The sequence below is a fragment of the Micromonospora chokoriensis genome, from assembly GCF_000718555.1.
Lineage (GTDB): Bacteria > Actinomycetota > Actinomycetes > Mycobacteriales > Micromonosporaceae > Micromonospora > Micromonospora chokoriensis_B.
In genome coordinates, this window is sequence record NZ_JOAN01000001.1 from 631,084 (window position 1) to 644,362 (window position 13,279).

General features: G+C 70.1%; 14 protein-coding genes and 1 pseudogene. 7 read left to right on the forward strand and 8 right to left on the reverse strand.

All coding sequences use genetic code 11. The features are described from left to right. Positions 1–4: 4 nt before the first annotated feature. Positions 5–1,588 (reverse strand): acyl-CoA carboxylase subunit beta, encoded by a 1,584-nt coding sequence (locus tag IF46_RS0102995; RefSeq protein WP_030486699.1) that lies wholly within the window; start codon positions 1,586–1,588, stop codon positions 5–7. A gap of 84 nt (positions 1,589–1,672) precedes the next feature. On the opposite strand from IF46_RS0102995, the gene IF46_RS0103000 reads away from it, so the two are divergent. Both IF46_RS0103000 and IF46_RS0103005 read left to right on the forward strand, forming a co-directional pair. After that, positions 1,673–2,548: a biotin--[acetyl-CoA-carboxylase] ligase gene (locus IF46_RS0103000; RefSeq protein ID WP_030486700.1), complete on the forward strand. Its 876-nt coding sequence runs from the start codon at positions 1,673–1,675 to the stop codon at positions 2,546–2,548. Positions 2,549–2,721: 173 nt separating this feature from the next. Beyond that, positions 2,722–3,294 carry a PH domain-containing protein gene (locus IF46_RS0103005; protein WP_030486701.1) on the forward strand — a complete coding sequence of 191 codons (573 nt, stop codon included), beginning with the start codon at positions 2,722–2,724 and terminating at the stop codon, positions 3,292–3,294. Between the two features lie 44 nt (positions 3,295–3,338). Here the strand turns inward: IF46_RS0103005 and IF46_RS32140 are convergent, their stop codons facing one another. From IF46_RS32140 to IF46_RS35715, 4 genes and pseudogenes are all read right to left on the reverse strand, one after another. After that, a complete protein-coding gene (locus tag IF46_RS32140; RefSeq protein ID WP_198041333.1) occupies positions 3,339–3,944 on the reverse strand; it encodes a MaoC/PaaZ C-terminal domain-containing protein in 606 nt (201 codons plus the stop codon). Next, positions 3,941–4,651 carry a GtrA family protein gene (locus IF46_RS0103015; protein ID WP_030486703.1) on the reverse strand — a complete coding sequence of 237 codons (711 nt, stop codon included), beginning with the start codon at positions 4,649–4,651 and terminating at the stop codon, positions 3,941–3,943. The genes IF46_RS32140 and IF46_RS0103015 overlap by 4 nt, the downstream gene beginning before the upstream one ends. 76 nt (positions 4,652–4,727) lie before the next feature. Beyond that, complete coding sequence (locus tag IF46_RS35710) at positions 4,728–5,267, reverse strand: GtrA family protein (protein WP_030486704.1); 540 nt, start codon at positions 5,265–5,267, stop codon at positions 4,728–4,730. Between the two features lie 213 nt (positions 5,268–5,480). Further along, positions 5,481–5,570: pseudogene (locus IF46_RS35715) on the reverse strand (GtrA family protein); the annotation flags it as partial. A gap of 136 nt (positions 5,571–5,706) precedes the next feature. Here IF46_RS35715 and IF46_RS0103025 point away from each other — a divergent pair. The 4 genes from IF46_RS0103025 (at position 5,707) to IF46_RS0103040 (ending at position 10,759) form a co-directional block, all read left to right on the forward strand. Beyond that, a complete protein-coding gene (locus IF46_RS0103025) occupies positions 5,707–7,548 on the forward strand; it encodes a phosphoenolpyruvate carboxykinase (GTP) (protein WP_030486705.1) in 1,842 nt (613 codons plus the stop codon). A 37-nt stretch (positions 7,549–7,585) separates the two neighbouring features. Continuing rightward, positions 7,586–8,437 carry a hypothetical protein gene (locus tag IF46_RS0103030; RefSeq protein ID WP_030486706.1) on the forward strand — a complete coding sequence of 284 codons (852 nt, stop codon included), beginning with the start codon at positions 7,586–7,588 and terminating at the stop codon, positions 8,435–8,437. 377 nt (positions 8,438–8,814) lie between these two features. After that, a complete protein-coding gene (locus IF46_RS0103035; RefSeq protein ID WP_030486707.1) occupies positions 8,815–9,957 on the forward strand; it encodes a geranylgeranyl reductase family protein in 1,143 nt (380 codons plus the stop codon). A 31-nt stretch (positions 9,958–9,988) separates the two neighbouring features. Beyond that, positions 9,989–10,759: an isoprenyl transferase gene (locus IF46_RS0103040; RefSeq protein ID WP_030486708.1), complete on the forward strand. Its 771-nt coding sequence runs from the start codon at positions 9,989–9,991 to the stop codon at positions 10,757–10,759. Positions 10,760–10,801: 42 nt separating this feature from the next. On the opposite strand, the gene otsB is transcribed toward IF46_RS0103040, so the two are convergent. From otsB to IF46_RS0103055, 3 genes are all read right to left on the reverse strand, one after another. Further along, positions 10,802–11,626, reverse strand: coding sequence for a trehalose-phosphatase (gene otsB, locus IF46_RS0103045; protein ID WP_030486709.1), 825 nt, complete (start codon positions 11,624–11,626; stop codon positions 10,802–10,804). A 67-nt stretch (positions 11,627–11,693) separates the two neighbouring features. Beyond that, positions 11,694–12,047, reverse strand: coding sequence for a hypothetical protein (locus IF46_RS0103050; protein WP_030486710.1), 354 nt, complete (start codon positions 12,045–12,047; stop codon positions 11,694–11,696). 162 nt (positions 12,048–12,209) lie between these two features. Beyond that, positions 12,210–12,653, reverse strand: coding sequence for an XRE family transcriptional regulator (locus tag IF46_RS0103055; protein ID WP_030486711.1), 444 nt, complete (start codon positions 12,651–12,653; stop codon positions 12,210–12,212). 264 nt (positions 12,654–12,917) lie between these two features. Between IF46_RS0103055 and IF46_RS0103060 the strand changes: the two genes are divergently transcribed. Next, positions 12,918–13,262 carry a hypothetical protein gene (locus tag IF46_RS0103060; protein ID WP_030328857.1) on the forward strand — a complete coding sequence of 115 codons (345 nt, stop codon included), beginning with the start codon at positions 12,918–12,920 and terminating at the stop codon, positions 13,260–13,262. Positions 13,263–13,279 lie beyond the last annotated feature (17 nt).

The following is a 13,279-nucleotide window of genomic DNA, read 5'->3' on the forward strand; positions in this document are numbered from 1 at the left end:
CCGCTCAGAGCGGGATGTTGCCGTGCTTCTTGGGCGGCAGGGTTTCCCTCTTGGTGCGCAGGACGCGCAGCGCCCGGACGATCTGGGTGCGCGTCTCGTGCGGCGGGATCACCGAGTCGATGTACCCGCGTTCGGCCGCCACGTACGGGTTGGCCAGGGTGTCCTCGTACTCGGCGATCTTCTCGGCCCGGACCGCCGCCGGGTCCTCGGCGCCGGCCAGCTCGGAGCGGTAGAGGATGTTCACCGCGCCTTGGGCGCCCATCACGGCGATCTGCGCGGTCGGCCACGCGAAGTTCAGGTCCGCGCCGAGGTGCTTGGAGCCCATCACGTCGTACGCCCCGCCGTACGCCTTGCGGGTGATCACGGTGACCTTGGGGACGGTCGCCTCGGCGTACGCGTAGATGAGCTTGGCGCCCCGGCGGATGATCCCGTCCCACTCCTGACCGGTGCCGGGCAGGAAACCGGGAACGTCCACGAAGGTCAGCACCGGGATGTTGAACGCGTCGCAGGTGCGGACGAACCGGGCGGCCTTCTCCGAGGCGGCGATGTCCAGGGTGCCGGCGAAGTGCATCGGCTGGTTGGCCACCACGCCGACCGGGCGTCCCTCGACCCGGCCGTAGCCGACCACGATGTTCTGCGCGTAAAGCGGCTGGACCTCCAGGAACTCCCCGTCGTCGAGGACGTGCTCGATGACCCGGTGGATGTCGTACGGCTGGTTGGCCGAGTCCGGGATCAGGGTGTCCAGTTCCCGGTCCTCGTCGCTGATCGCCAGGTCGGCGGGGGCCTCGAAGACAACCGGCTCGTCGAGGTTGTTCGACGGCAGGTACGACAGCAGCGCCTTGACGTAGTCGACCGCGTCCTCCTCGTCGCTGGCGAGGTAGTGCGCGTTGCCGCTGCGGGAGTTGTGCGTACGCGCGCCGCCCAGCTCCTCCATGCCGACGTCCTCGCCGGTCACCGTCTTGATCACGTCGGGGCCGGTGATGAACATGTGCGAGGTCTGGTCGACCATCACGGTGAAGTCGGTGACCGCCGGGGAGTAGACCGCGCCGCCGGCGCAGGGCCCCATCACCAGCGAGATCTGCGGGATGACGCCGGAGGCCCGCACGTTGCGGAAGAAGATCTCGCCGTAGAGGCCGAGCGAGACGACGCCCTCCTGGATGCGCGCGCCGCCGGAGTCGTTGATGCCGACCACCGGGCAGCCGATCTTCATGGCCAGGTCCATCACCTTGACGATCTTCTCGCCGAAGACCTCGCCGAGCGAGCCACCGAAGACCGTGAAGTCCTGCGCGAAGACACACACCTGTCGGCCGTCGACAGTGCCGTAGCCGGTGACCACGCCGTCGCCGTACGGGCGGTTGCGCTCCAGCCCGAAGGCCGTGGACCGGTGCCGGGCCAGCTCGTCGAGCTCGACGAAGGAGCCCTCGTCGAGCAGCATTTCGATCCGCTCGCGGGCGGTCTTCTTGCCGCGCGCGTGCTGCTTCTCGACCGCGCGGGCCGACCCGGCGTGCACCGCCTCGTCGACCCGGCGCTCCAGGTCCGCCAGCTTGCCCGCAGTGCTGTGGATGTTGGTCCCGGCATCGGTAGTCACCCAGGGAATATAACGATGGTTCAGGTGGGTGCCGCTGTGCAGTACGCCTCAGTGTCGACCGGAGCACCGCCGTAGGCTGGCGGAATGTCGGGCTCCCCGTACACCGATCTGGACCGGCCGCCACTGTCGGCGGCCCGGCTGCGCCGCGCGTTGATCGCGCCGACCGGGCCGTGGGCCCGGCTGGAGCTGCGTGCCGAGACTGGCTCCACCAACGCCGACGTGGCCGAGGCCGCGCGGGCCGGTGAACCCGAGGGCCTGGTCGTGGTCGCCGAGCGGCAAACCGCGGGGCGTGGCCGGCGCGGTCGGATCTGGCAGTCGCCGCCGCGGGCCGGCATCGCGACGAGCGTGCTGCTGCGGCCCGGCGACGCCGTGCCGGACCGCGGCTGGCTGCCGGCGACACCCACGGGGTACGGGTGGCTGCCGTTGCTGGCCGGCGTGGCGCTGGTCGAGGCGGTGGCCCGGCTGGCCGAGCTGGAGGCCACCCTGAAGTGGCCGAACGACCTGCTGATCGGCGACGCGAAATGCGCGGGCGTGCTGGCCGAGGCGGTGCCCGGGCGCTCGCCGGACCAACCGCCGGCCATCGTGCTGGGCATCGGGCTCAACGTGACGTTGCGCGCCGACGAGCTGCCGGTGAATCCGACCGGGCTGCCGGCCACTTCGCTTCAGCTGGCCGGCGCGGTGGCCACCGATCGGGATCCGCTGCTGCGGGCGCTGCTGCGGGCGGTCGCCGACTGGTACGACAGGTGGCGCGACGCGGGCGGCGACGCGGTGGCCAGCGGCCTGCGCGACGCCTACCTGGCGGCCTGCGCGACGGTCGGGCGTGAGGTGCGCGTCCTGCTGCCAAACGGCGAGTCCCTGACCGGCACGGCCACCGGCGTGGACCCGGACGGCCAACTGATTGTCGCTACCCCGACAGGCGATCGGACCTTGGCCGCCGGCGACGTCCTGCACCTGCGCTGACCTGCTCTTTCGCGGTCTTGCCGTTGGCGTGTCGGACGGAACGGGCGAAGGACGGGGCCCGGCCGGCGAGTTGCAAGATCAAGAAGAGTCGGGTGGGGCCGCGTGGCGGATGTTGTGGTGGAGGTTGGGGGGTTTACCGTCTGCGCGTCGAGAAAATGGCGTTGGAGGTTCCTGTGGCGTTTCCTGAAGACGTGCTCACCGAGGACGAGCACGTCGTGCTGCACCTACACCCGCACTGGAAGGCGTTGATCCAGCCGATCGCGGTGCTGGTGCTGGCCGTCGCCGCGGTGGTGGTCGGCGTGCTCCTGCTGCCCGAGAGTGGCGGCGGTTCGATCGCGCTGGCCGTGATCGGGGCGATCGCCCTGGTCGCAGTGTTCTGGCTCGGTCTGTGGCCGTTCCTGGTCTGGCGCACCACGCATTACCTGTTCACCAACGAGCGAGTGCTGCTCCAGCAGGGTGTCTTCTCCCGGGACCGGCGGGATCTCCCGCTCTCCCGGGTCAACGACCACTCGATGAATCAGCACTTCATCGAGCGCATGCTCGGCTGTGGGACGCTCACCATCGAGTCGGCCGGCGAGCGCGGCCAGTCGGTGCTCAAGGACGTGCCGGACGTCGGAAAGGTGCAGACCACCCTGTACGAGCTGGTCGAGGCACAGCACGACAAGCACTCGCTGGGCGATGGGGAGATGCGCGACATGCTCGCCGACATGCAGGACGGCAAGCCGCTGCGCGACACCACTGCCTGATCCGGACCGATCGTGACCCGCCCCTGCCGCTGTGTCGGGGCGGGTCAGTCGTTTTGTTGGGCCCCGGGTGGGCCGCTGATCTCCACCGGGCCGCCGTCGGACGCCTCGGCCGGGCCGCCTTCGGGTTGGTCCGCGTCGGCCGGAGCGGCTTCGGCCGGTCGTACGGCGAACCAGCCCCGGAAGCGGGTCCGCAGCACCTCCTGCTCGGGCCGGTCGTCCGGGCCGAGGCGCAGCATGGTGCCGGTGAGGCTGACGGTGCCGAGCCCGGGGCGGGCGGTCGACGGTCGGGCGCCCATGACGTCGACCCGGACCGCGAGTCGGTCGCCGGCCCGAACCGGGGCGAGCCAGCGCAGCTCCTCCAAGCCAGGGGAGGCGTCCGCGGCAGCCCGGGACAGCAGATGGTCGACGTACGCGCGCATGAACAGGCTGACGGTGTAGAAGCCGCTGGCGATCAAGCCGCCATGCCGGCTCGCCCCGGCCAGGTCGGGGTCGACGTGGTACCACTGCGGGTCGAAGCGGCGGGCGAAGGCGACCATCTCGTCGCCATCCACGGTGACCACGCCGAGGTCAACGGTGAGCCCCGGAACGAGATCCTCGAAGAACAGCTCGGCCGGGCGCCCCGTGCCGGAGCGGGCCTCGGGTGCCGTCACCGGCGGGGTGCGCGACGGGTGCTGAGGTGCAGCTCCGCGGCGAGTTCCGCGTCCAGGTCGGCGGCGGGGCTGACGCTCAGTCGCGGGGGCCGCCCCTGAGTGGGTGTGCCGGGCGGGGAGTCGACGCGTTGTGCGGACTCCGCCTCCTCCAGCTCGGACACGGATTCCGCCAACTCGGCGACCGGGTCCAACTCCGCCACGTTGTCCCACTCGTCGCGGGGAATGCTGTGCCAGGTGGATTCGGTCTTCGCGGCCTCGTCGTCCTCGACCGGTACGACGGGTTGGAAGACGAAGGTTCGGTACGACCAGAACCGGAACAGCGTGGCCAGCATGACGCCGACGGTCTTGGCCAGGTTCAGTGCCAGCAGGCCGTGGACGCCGAGACCGTATTTGGCCGCCGCCACGGCACCCAGCTCAATGATCAGGCCAGCGCCGTTGAACAGGAAAAACAGGATGTATTCCCGGCGGAGTGCCGACTTCGGGCGATCGCGGTACGTCCAGTGCCGGTTCATCAGGTACGACGTGATCGTGGCGACGATGGTCGCGATCACGGTCGCCTTCAACTGACCGTTGACGAAAACGGTCAGTGCAAGGGCATTGAACACCGCGTAATTGATGACGGTGTTGATGCCGCCGACGATGCCGAACTTGAGCGCCTCGTGGATGAACTTCTGCCAGCGCTCAGGCAGCAGGCGGACAAGACGCATGCGAAACACCTTAGGGCAGTGGGTACGGCCGGACATCACCGGCCGAACGAGATGGGCGGCAGGTCACGCCCCCTGATCAGGGTCGCGCCCCGGGGTCAGGGTCAGGCTTCACCTGCGGAAGGGTCGGGTTTCCCGCTTCGACGAAGACGAACCGCCGGTAGGACCAGAATCGGAACAGCGTGCCGAGGCCCGTGCCCACGATGTAGCTGGCGAGGTTGTCCGCCAGGCGGGTCTGGAACACAGCCGGCCAGATGCTGCCAAGCCCGTAGCGGCTGAGCGCGAGGCAGGCCACCGCGATGCCGAGCCCGACCGCGTTGAAGAAGAAGAAGAGCGCGTACTCGCGGGCCGGGTTGCTGCGCTGGCGGTGCCGCCAGGTCCAGAACCGGTTGCCCACGAAGGCGATGGAGGCAGCGATCACGGTGGAGATCGTCTTCGCCGTCAACTCTTCGACGCCGCGACTGCTCGTCAGGTAGTTGAAGAGCGCGAAGTCGATGAGGAAGGCGATCCCGCCCACGGTGGCGAACTTGCTCAACTCGCGGACGAGGTGACCGAATCGGTCCAGCAGTGTGCCGACGAGACCCTGTCGGGTCTGCCGGGGACCCGGTTCCCCGGTCATCGTGGCGGCCACGGGGCGAGCCTACCGGCTGCAAACCAGTCACAGGGGTAGCAACGGCGAGCGGGCGTGGTCTCCCGGAGGAGCCCAGCACCCTGTGCGTCACCACTGCACCCACCGTAGTCAATTGGGAGGACTGAGGCGCTCCGGAACGGGAATCCCCGCATCGGTCGGCGGGGCAGGTCCACGGCCCGACCGCAACAAGCGTCCGCCGGGGTGCACAACAAGATTTGCGTGAAACTGCGCGAGAAAGCGGGTATCAGCTCGTGATGCCGCAGCGAGGCCGTAGCTTGTGCAGTTCTTCACAACCTGTCCCACTGACTCGGAAGGCTGCCCGGTTTACGCTGAGGCCAATCCCAGGTTTCCACGAAGGCGACGCTTCGCGCCGCTGAGTCTCGTGCATCCCATAGATCGGTCAGCGTCGACCACAAGGAGATGTGTCATGGTTGCTCCGGCTGTTGTGCGGGGTATCGATCAGGCCCCGACGTCCCATCCGAAACTGCTCGCCTGGGTCCGTGAGATCGCGGAACTGACCACCCCCGACCGTGTCGTCTGGGTAGACGGGTCCGACGAGGAGTGGCGCCGGCTCACCGATGAGCTGGTCGAGGCCGGCACCCTGGTCCGGCTCAACCCGGAGAGGAAGCCCAACTCGTTCTACGCGCGCACCGACCCGACGGACGTCGCCCGGGTCGAGGAGCGCACCTACATCTGTTCCGTCGACGAGGCGGACGCCGGCCCCACCAACAACTGGATGGCGCCGGCCGAGATGAAGCGGACGATGACGGAGCTGTACCGGGGCTCGATGCGCGGTCGCACCATGTACGTCATCCCGTTCGTCATGGGCCCGGTCGAGGCCGAATCCCCGATGTTCGGTGTCGAGATCACCGACAGCCCGTACGTGGTCGCCTCGATGCGCATCATGACGCGGATGGGCACCCGGGTCCTTGAGGCCATGGGCGACGACGCGGACTTCGTGCACGCCCTGCACTCGATCGGCGCCCCGCTCGCCGCCGGCCAGCAGGATGTCGCCTGGCCCTGCAACGAGACCAAGTACATCTCGCACTTCCCGGAGACCCGGGAGATCTGGTCGTACGGCTCCGGTTACGGCGGTAACTCGCTGCTCGGCAAGAAGTGCTATTCGCTGCGGATCGCCAGCGTGATGGGCCGGGACGAGGGCTGGCTCGCCGAGCACATGTTGATCCTCAAGATCACCTCGCCGGAGGGTCGGGTCTACCACATCGCCGGCGCGTTCCCGTCGGCCTGCGGCAAGACCAACCTCGCCATGGTGGAGCCGACGATTCCCGGCTGGACGGTCGAGACCATCGGCGACGACATCGCGTGGATGCGGTTCGGCCCGGACGGTCGCCTCTACGCGGTCAACCCCGAGTACGGCCTGTTCGGCGTCGCACCCGGCACCGACTGGAAGACCAACGCCAACGCCATGCGCACCCTGGACCGGGGCAACTCCATCTTCACCAACGTCGGTCTCACCGACGACGGCGACGTCTGGTGGGAGGGCATGGGCGAGCCGCCGGCGCACCTGATCGACTGGAAAGGCAACGACTGGACGCCGGAGAGCGACGGCCTCTCCTCCCACGCGAACAGCCGGTTCTGCACCCCGATCACCCAGTGCCCGATCCTCGCCGACGAGTACTTCGACCCGAATGGTGTACCGATCGACGCGATCCTCTTCGGCGGACGCCGCAAGGACACCATCCCGCTGGTGACCGAGGCCCGCGACTGGGTGCACGGCGTCTACATGGGTGCCACGCTCTCCTCGGAGACCACCGCCGCCGCGTCCGGCGCCGTCGGCGTGGTCCGGCGGGACCCGATGGCGATGCTGCCGTTCATCGGCTACCACGCCGGGGACTACTTCCGGCACTGGATCGAGATGGGCAAGGGCGCCGACGGCGACGAGGCGAAGCTGCCGAAGATCTACTACGTCAACTGGTTCCGCAAGGACCCCGACGGCTCGTTCCTGTGGCCGGGCTTCGGGGAGAACTCCCGGGTGCTCAAGTGGGTCGTCGAGCGGATCGAGGGCACGGCCGACGCGGTCGAGACCCCGGTCGGCATGGTGCCCGCGCCGGACGCCCTGGACGTCGAGGGTCTGGACATGACCCCGGAGGACGTCCGGATCGCCCTGAAGGTCGACCCGGACGAGTGGCGCAACGAGCTGCCGCTCGTCACCGAGTGGTTCGAGAAGTTCGGTGACAAGCTGCCCGGCGTGCTCTGGGCCGAGCTGGACGCGCTGCGCGCGCGCCTCGACGCCGCGCAGACGCGCTAGGTGTGAAGACCGCCCCCTGCGGGCACTATCGGATCCCATGAGGACGGCCGCCGAGACCCAGGTCCGGCGGCCGTCCGCCGTCCGGGTGCTCACCTTCCTGCTGGCCACGACGGCGGCGGCCACCATCGTGGTCGAGCTGCTCAATTGGTGGTACGCCCCGGAGCAGGGCTTCGGGCTGGCCGTCCGGACCGGCTGGGCCATGCTGCGCTCGCTCGGCTTCCTGCTGCTGATCGGGCACGTGCGGCGGGGTCGCACGGTGGCCCGCCCGTTCGGGCTGATTCTGGCGGTCACCACGATCTTCGCGGTCGGCCGGCTCATCGTGCCCCGGCAGGGCGTGCCGCCGCTGCCCGGCCTGCTCGGCTTCGCGATCCTCACGGCGCTCTGTGCCGCGGTGGTCTGGCTGCTCTACCGCTCGTCGGCGTTGGCCGGGCACCTGGTCCTGCACCGTCCGCGTCTCGTCATCGACCGGGCCGGCATCTCCTGGCGGGAGACCCCGCCGAGCCGACCAGAGGCCAGCGCCTGGTTGTTGACCAGCCGGGTGGCGGCCTTCACCTACAGCCCGCTGATGCTGGTGCCGGCCCTGGTGGCCGGGGGATCCATCCTGGATGGTCGACTGGCCGCAGTGCCGGCCGTGCTGTTCTGGTTCGGTGCGGGCATCACGGCCAGTTACGCGGTGCTGTTCTGCACGGCGTTCCTGATGCGGGGCAAGGACTGGGCTCGTGGCCTGCTGGTCGTCGTCACGGTGGCCGTACTCGCCGTGGACCTGCCGCTGTGCTGGTGGCTGCTGGGCGTGGACGGCCTGGTCCGCGACGGCGCCCCCTTGCTGGCGGCCGCCGGGCTGGCTCTCTATGGCCTACGCCGCGCCACCCGCACCCCCGACGCCGCCTAACTTGAGCCCCAACCCTGACCACGGCGGGACCCCGCACCGACGCTGCTAGGTGCCGACCCGGCGGTCGACCACGGCCCAGCCAATGCCCATCCCTTTCTTTGCTCTGTGCCCGCCTTTGCTCTGCACCCCAATAGGCGACAGTCGCGGACGGTAACCGTCGCATCCGCGGGTGCAGAGCAAAGGAGGGTGGGTGAGATCGGCCGGCCCAGTGCGGGAGCGGTCTTCGCGGGCGGGCAGGGGGCAGGATGGCGGGTGGCGTCGGTCACAGCGGTCGGCGTCGGGGCGGCTGCGGAGATCGTCGGGGCGGCCGGCCGCAAGGCCGACCGGGTCGCCCGGCGGGAGCGGCCGCGCCGCGTCGGACTGGAGGGAGGCGCGCGGTGGGCGACGAGTTCGACGTGGTGGTGGTGGGGGCGGGGCCGGCTGGGGCGGCAGCCGCGCTGACGGCGCGCCGGGCGGGTGCCAGCGTGCTACTGCTGGACCGGGCCGACTTCCCCCGGGACAAGGCGTGCGGCGACGGCATCGCCGCACACTCGGTGGACGTGCTGGCCGAGCTGGGGGTGGCCGAGGCGGTGGCGGGTTACGCGCCGTTGCCGGCGTTACGCATGATCGCGCCGGGTGGCGGCGCGGTGGCTCGGGCGCTGCCCCGACCCGCGTACACCGTGCCCCGGGAGGTCTTCGACGCCCGGCTGGTGGCCGCCGCCGTGGCCGCCGGCGCGCAGTTGCGCCGGCACACCGTGCGTCAGGTCGAGCCGCGCGCCGACCGGGTGGTGCTCGACGGTCAGGTGTCCGGACGAGTGGTGATCGGCGCGGACGGCGCCGGCTCCGTGGTGCGTCGGGCGCTCGGTCACCCGCAGAATCCCGACCGGCACCTCGCGCTGGCCATCCGGGGGTACGCCCCGGCGCTGCCCGGCCCGCCCGAGCAACTCATCGTCACCTCGAAGGCGCGCTGGCCCGCGTACGCCTGGTCGTTTCCGATCGGGGACGGTCGGGCGAACGTCGGGTACGGGGAGGTGCTGCGCGGTGAGCCGTTGAGCCGCGCGTACCTGCTGGACCGGCTTGCCGCGCTGTTGCCCGGCACCGACCTGGCGAGCGTGACCGCCCTGCGTGCCCATCACCTGCCGCTCTCCACCCACCGGCCGTCGCCGGGGCGGGGGCGCACCCTGCTGGCCGGGGACGCGCTGTCGCTGATCAATCCGTTCACCGGGGAGGGGATCTTCTACGCGCTGCTCTCCGGCGCGCTCGCCGGGTCGGCGGCGGCCCGGTCGCCCGAGGGCGCGGCCGCGCGCTACGCCCACGGGTTGCGTCGCCGCCTCGGCACCCACCTGCGGCACAGTTCGGCCGCGGCCTGGCTGGCGCGACGACGCCGGGTGGTGGACGCGGCGGTCCGGGCGGCCCGGCGGGACGACCGGGTGTTCTACGACGTGGTCGAGCTGGGGTTGGGTGACGGACGCCTTACCGCTCGCACGCTCGCAATGATCGGCATCGGTCTGGGCGGCGGGGATGGGGCTCCGAGGCAATGAACTGGCCGAAGGGTCGCTACGCTGCTAGGTGATGACGCTGCGGGACCTTATCTACTCCGTGTACGAGCGCCGGCTCACGGCGAAGCTCGCCGGTAAGCCGGTGCCCCGGCATGTCGGGGTGATGTGCGACGGCAACCGCCGATGGGCGAGGGAGATGGGCTTCGTCGACCCGAACGACGGGCACCGAGTCGGTGCGGCGAAGATCAAACATGTCCTCGGCTGGTGTGACCAGGCCGGTGTCGGGCACGTCACCCTCTACCTGCTGGCCACCGACAATCTGCGCCGTCCGGCCAGTGAGCTGGACCCTCTCCTCAAGATCATTGAGGATCTGGTGGTCGAGTTGGCCGAGGAGGGCAATCCCTGGCGGCTGCGCATCGTCGGGGCGCTCGACCTGCTGCCGGCGCAGACCGCGGCGGCGCTCAAGGGGGCCGAAGAGCGCACCCGCGAGCGCACCGGCGGCGCGGAGGTCAACATCGCGGTGGGCTACGGCGGTCGCCGGGAGATCACCGACGCGGTCCGCTCGCTGCTGCTGGAGCACGCCGCCTCCGGCGGCACGATCGAGGAGTTGGCCGAGGTGCTGGACGTCGAGCACATCGCCGAGCACCTCTACACCCGAGGCCAGCCCGACCCGGACCTGGTGATCCGCACCAGCGGTGAGCAGCGGCTGTCCGGTTTCATGCTCTGGCAGTCCGCGCACTCGGAGTTCTACTTCTGCGAGCTCAACTGGCCGGATTTCCGGCACATCGACTTCCTGCGCGCACTGCGGTCGTACGCCACCAGACAACGCCGCTACGGCGCCTGACCCGGGCGGTGGCGACGCTGTCGTCGCCCCGCTCGGTCTCGGTCAGGGTAGGTGGGTCAGTGCCCGGGTGAGGAAGTCGCCCAGGGCGGCCGGTGACTCGATCGTCAGGTCGGCGGCGTTGGCCACCTCGTGGCCGGTCTCCGGGTTGGCCACCGCCACGCAGACGCCGAGGAAGTCCGGGTCGGTGGCGGCGCGAGCGCGTAGCGCGGCGAAGGCCTTGATGTCGGAGACATCGTCGCCGAAGTACCAGGCGCCGGTGGCGCCCTTGATCGCCTCGCCGATCACCATGCCCTTGTCCCGGTCGACTGGTGGCTTGAGCTCCAGCACCATCCGCCCGGCCTGCACGCGCAGCCCCAGACGGTCCGCCTGCGCCTGCCCCCACTGCTGCACGGTCGCGCCGAGATGCGGGGCCGTACGCCAGTGCAGCGCCACGGAGAGCCGCTTGTACTCCACGAGCGTGCCGGGCGGCAGCTCCGCCCGCGCCAGGTCGGCCAGCTCCACCATGGTCGGCACCCACGGCAGCGCGGCCGGTTCGGTGACGGTCTCCCCGCCAGAGTGGCTGTGCTCCAGCCCGTAGAGGCCGTAGAGGTCCACGCCGCCGAGCCCGCCGAGCTGATCCCGGAGGAACTCGACGGGTCGGGCGGAGACGATCGCGACCCGCTGCACGACCGGGGCGAGCGCCTCGATCGCGGCCAGCGCCTTGGGTGCCGGGCGTACCGCGCTCGGATCGTCGTCGACCGGCGCGAGCGTGCCGTCGAAGTCGAAGAAGAGCACGGTCCCGGCCGCCCGGCTGGCGGTGATCCGCCAGGCCTGGTCGGCGTTCAACGGGGTTCTCGGCTGCTGATTGCCCAGATTCAACGGCGGCACGCGCGTCAGCGTACCCCGGCGATCCAGGGTCATTCCTGGTCGAGCGGACCCGGTGTGCGGTAGGCGATCAGCGTTCGGCGGCTCCTCGTCCGCGCCGGCCGAACGGCACCACCGCCGCCTCCTGGCCATGGCTCAACAGGTAGCCCTCCACGAACCCGGTGTTGCGATCGCCGGTGTGGTTCTCGATCTCGTTGAGCCGTGCCACCAGGAACTCGGTGAGCGCGCTGATTCGATTGTTCAAGCGCTCGTGCAGCTCGGCGACGACGGCCAGGACGACCGCGGTGCCGGCGGTGATGAGCGCAAAGAGGTTGACGAACAGCGGAAGCTGCCCGCCGTCGACCGCGAGGGTCACTGTGTTGCCGGTCGCCCACAGTGTCACCGACACCGTCGCGACCACGACTGCCAACCACTTCAGGGTCATGGACAGACCCCTCCTTCTGTCCCGCAGGGCTAGGTTCGGCCTTGTCCCGTCCCCCCGCCGATGACGAGCCCAAGCAGTACGAATAGGGACGCTAGCGTGCCCGTTCCTGCCCCGGAGGCAAACGAATGAACCTGACCAGGCGTTCTTTCGCTATCTGAGGAACTAGCCTGCCTGATTGCCCCTTTTTCGGACATCGACCGGCAACGTTGGGCGGTATGCGAGGTATCTAATGGTTTCGCGGATGTGGAACTTCTCCGCGTCCGACACCTGCGGATCGACCAGTCGGCGCAGCAGCGCCTCCACGTCAGGGTCCATCGGAGGGGCCGCCTGGCCGGTGCGCGGGCCGGCCGCGGTGCGGTCCCACCCGAGCGCGGCGAAGGCGGCAGCCGGGTTCAGCCCGAGGCCCTCGCAGAAGGCGACCACCCGTTCGGCCTCCGGGTCGCTGGCCCAGTCGCCCCGGACCCAGCGATTGATGGTCTGCCGGGAGACGCCGGTGCGTCGGGACACCTCGGTGCCGCTCCAGGCTCGGGTCGCCCGTGCCTCGTCCAGGGCCCGCCGGACGAAGGTGGCGAAGGCGATCTTCCGCGCATTGGCCGTCTCGGTCACCCCGTGACGGTACGGCCAGCCAGCTGTCGGTGCGCGCCCCGGCTCGCCACTGTCACGCAGACGTGACGAATGCTTCGGATTTCCGGTAAACGAGTCAGTGCCATTGTTGAGGGGTGTCACGCGGGCAGAATAGATGAACGTAGTGGCAAACGTAAGCGGACGAAAAGCTGATACTGTCACGCCCATGGGACAATCTACGGTGTGTCACGTGCATGAGACGATTGGTGCTCACATGCGTCACGCCCCCGGTGCCAGGGGGTCGTGGTGACCGAGCTCGCCACCCGCGCCCAGGCCTTCGGGCTGATCGCCGAGGGGGTCGCCGCGGGGCTGACCGCCCCCTGGCGCCTCTACCTCGCCCGAGGCTGCCGCTACCTGTCGCTGAGCGTCGGCGATCGTGCCGAGTGGAACGCCTGGCGTACCCATCTCGGCTGTCCCGAGCTGAGCGTCCGGGTCTACGACGCCGGCGGCGAGATTCGCCGGTCTTCGGTGGCCGAGGTCGTGCTGGACGGCTGCCGGATCAGCGTCGAGCTGGTCGAGGAGGTCAGCACCGACGACCTGGACCGGCTGCTCGTCGCCGACCCCACCACGATCGAGCCGGAGGAGCGATGACCTGGCGTCCCGGCTGG

Bases quoted from the DNA above. Each gene is read 5' to 3' on its own strand.
- IF46_RS0103000 (WP_030486700.1), top strand. From the start codon at position 1,673: ATGTCGGGCTCCCCGTACACCGATCTGGACCGGCCGCCACTGTCGGCG.
- IF46_RS0103040 (WP_030486708.1), top strand. From the start codon at position 9,989: ATGACGCTGCGGGACCTTATCTACTCCGTGTACGAGCGCCGGCTCACG.
- IF46_RS0103050 (WP_030486710.1), bottom strand. From the start codon at position 12,047: ATGACCCTGAAGTGGTTGGCAGTCGTGGTCGCGACGGTGTCGGTGACA.
- IF46_RS0103025 (WP_030486705.1), top strand. From the start codon at position 5,707: ATGGTTGCTCCGGCTGTTGTGCGGGGTATCGATCAGGCCCCGACGTCC.
- IF46_RS0103030 (WP_030486706.1), top strand. From the start codon at position 7,586: ATGAGGACGGCCGCCGAGACCCAGGTCCGGCGGCCGTCCGCCGTCCGG.
- IF46_RS35710 (WP_030486704.1), bottom strand. From the start codon at position 5,267: ATGACCGGGGAACCGGGTCCCCGGCAGACCCGACAGGGTCTCGTCGGC.
- IF46_RS0103015 (WP_030486703.1), bottom strand. From the start codon at position 4,651: ATGCGTCTTGTCCGCCTGCTGCCTGAGCGCTGGCAGAAGTTCATCCAC.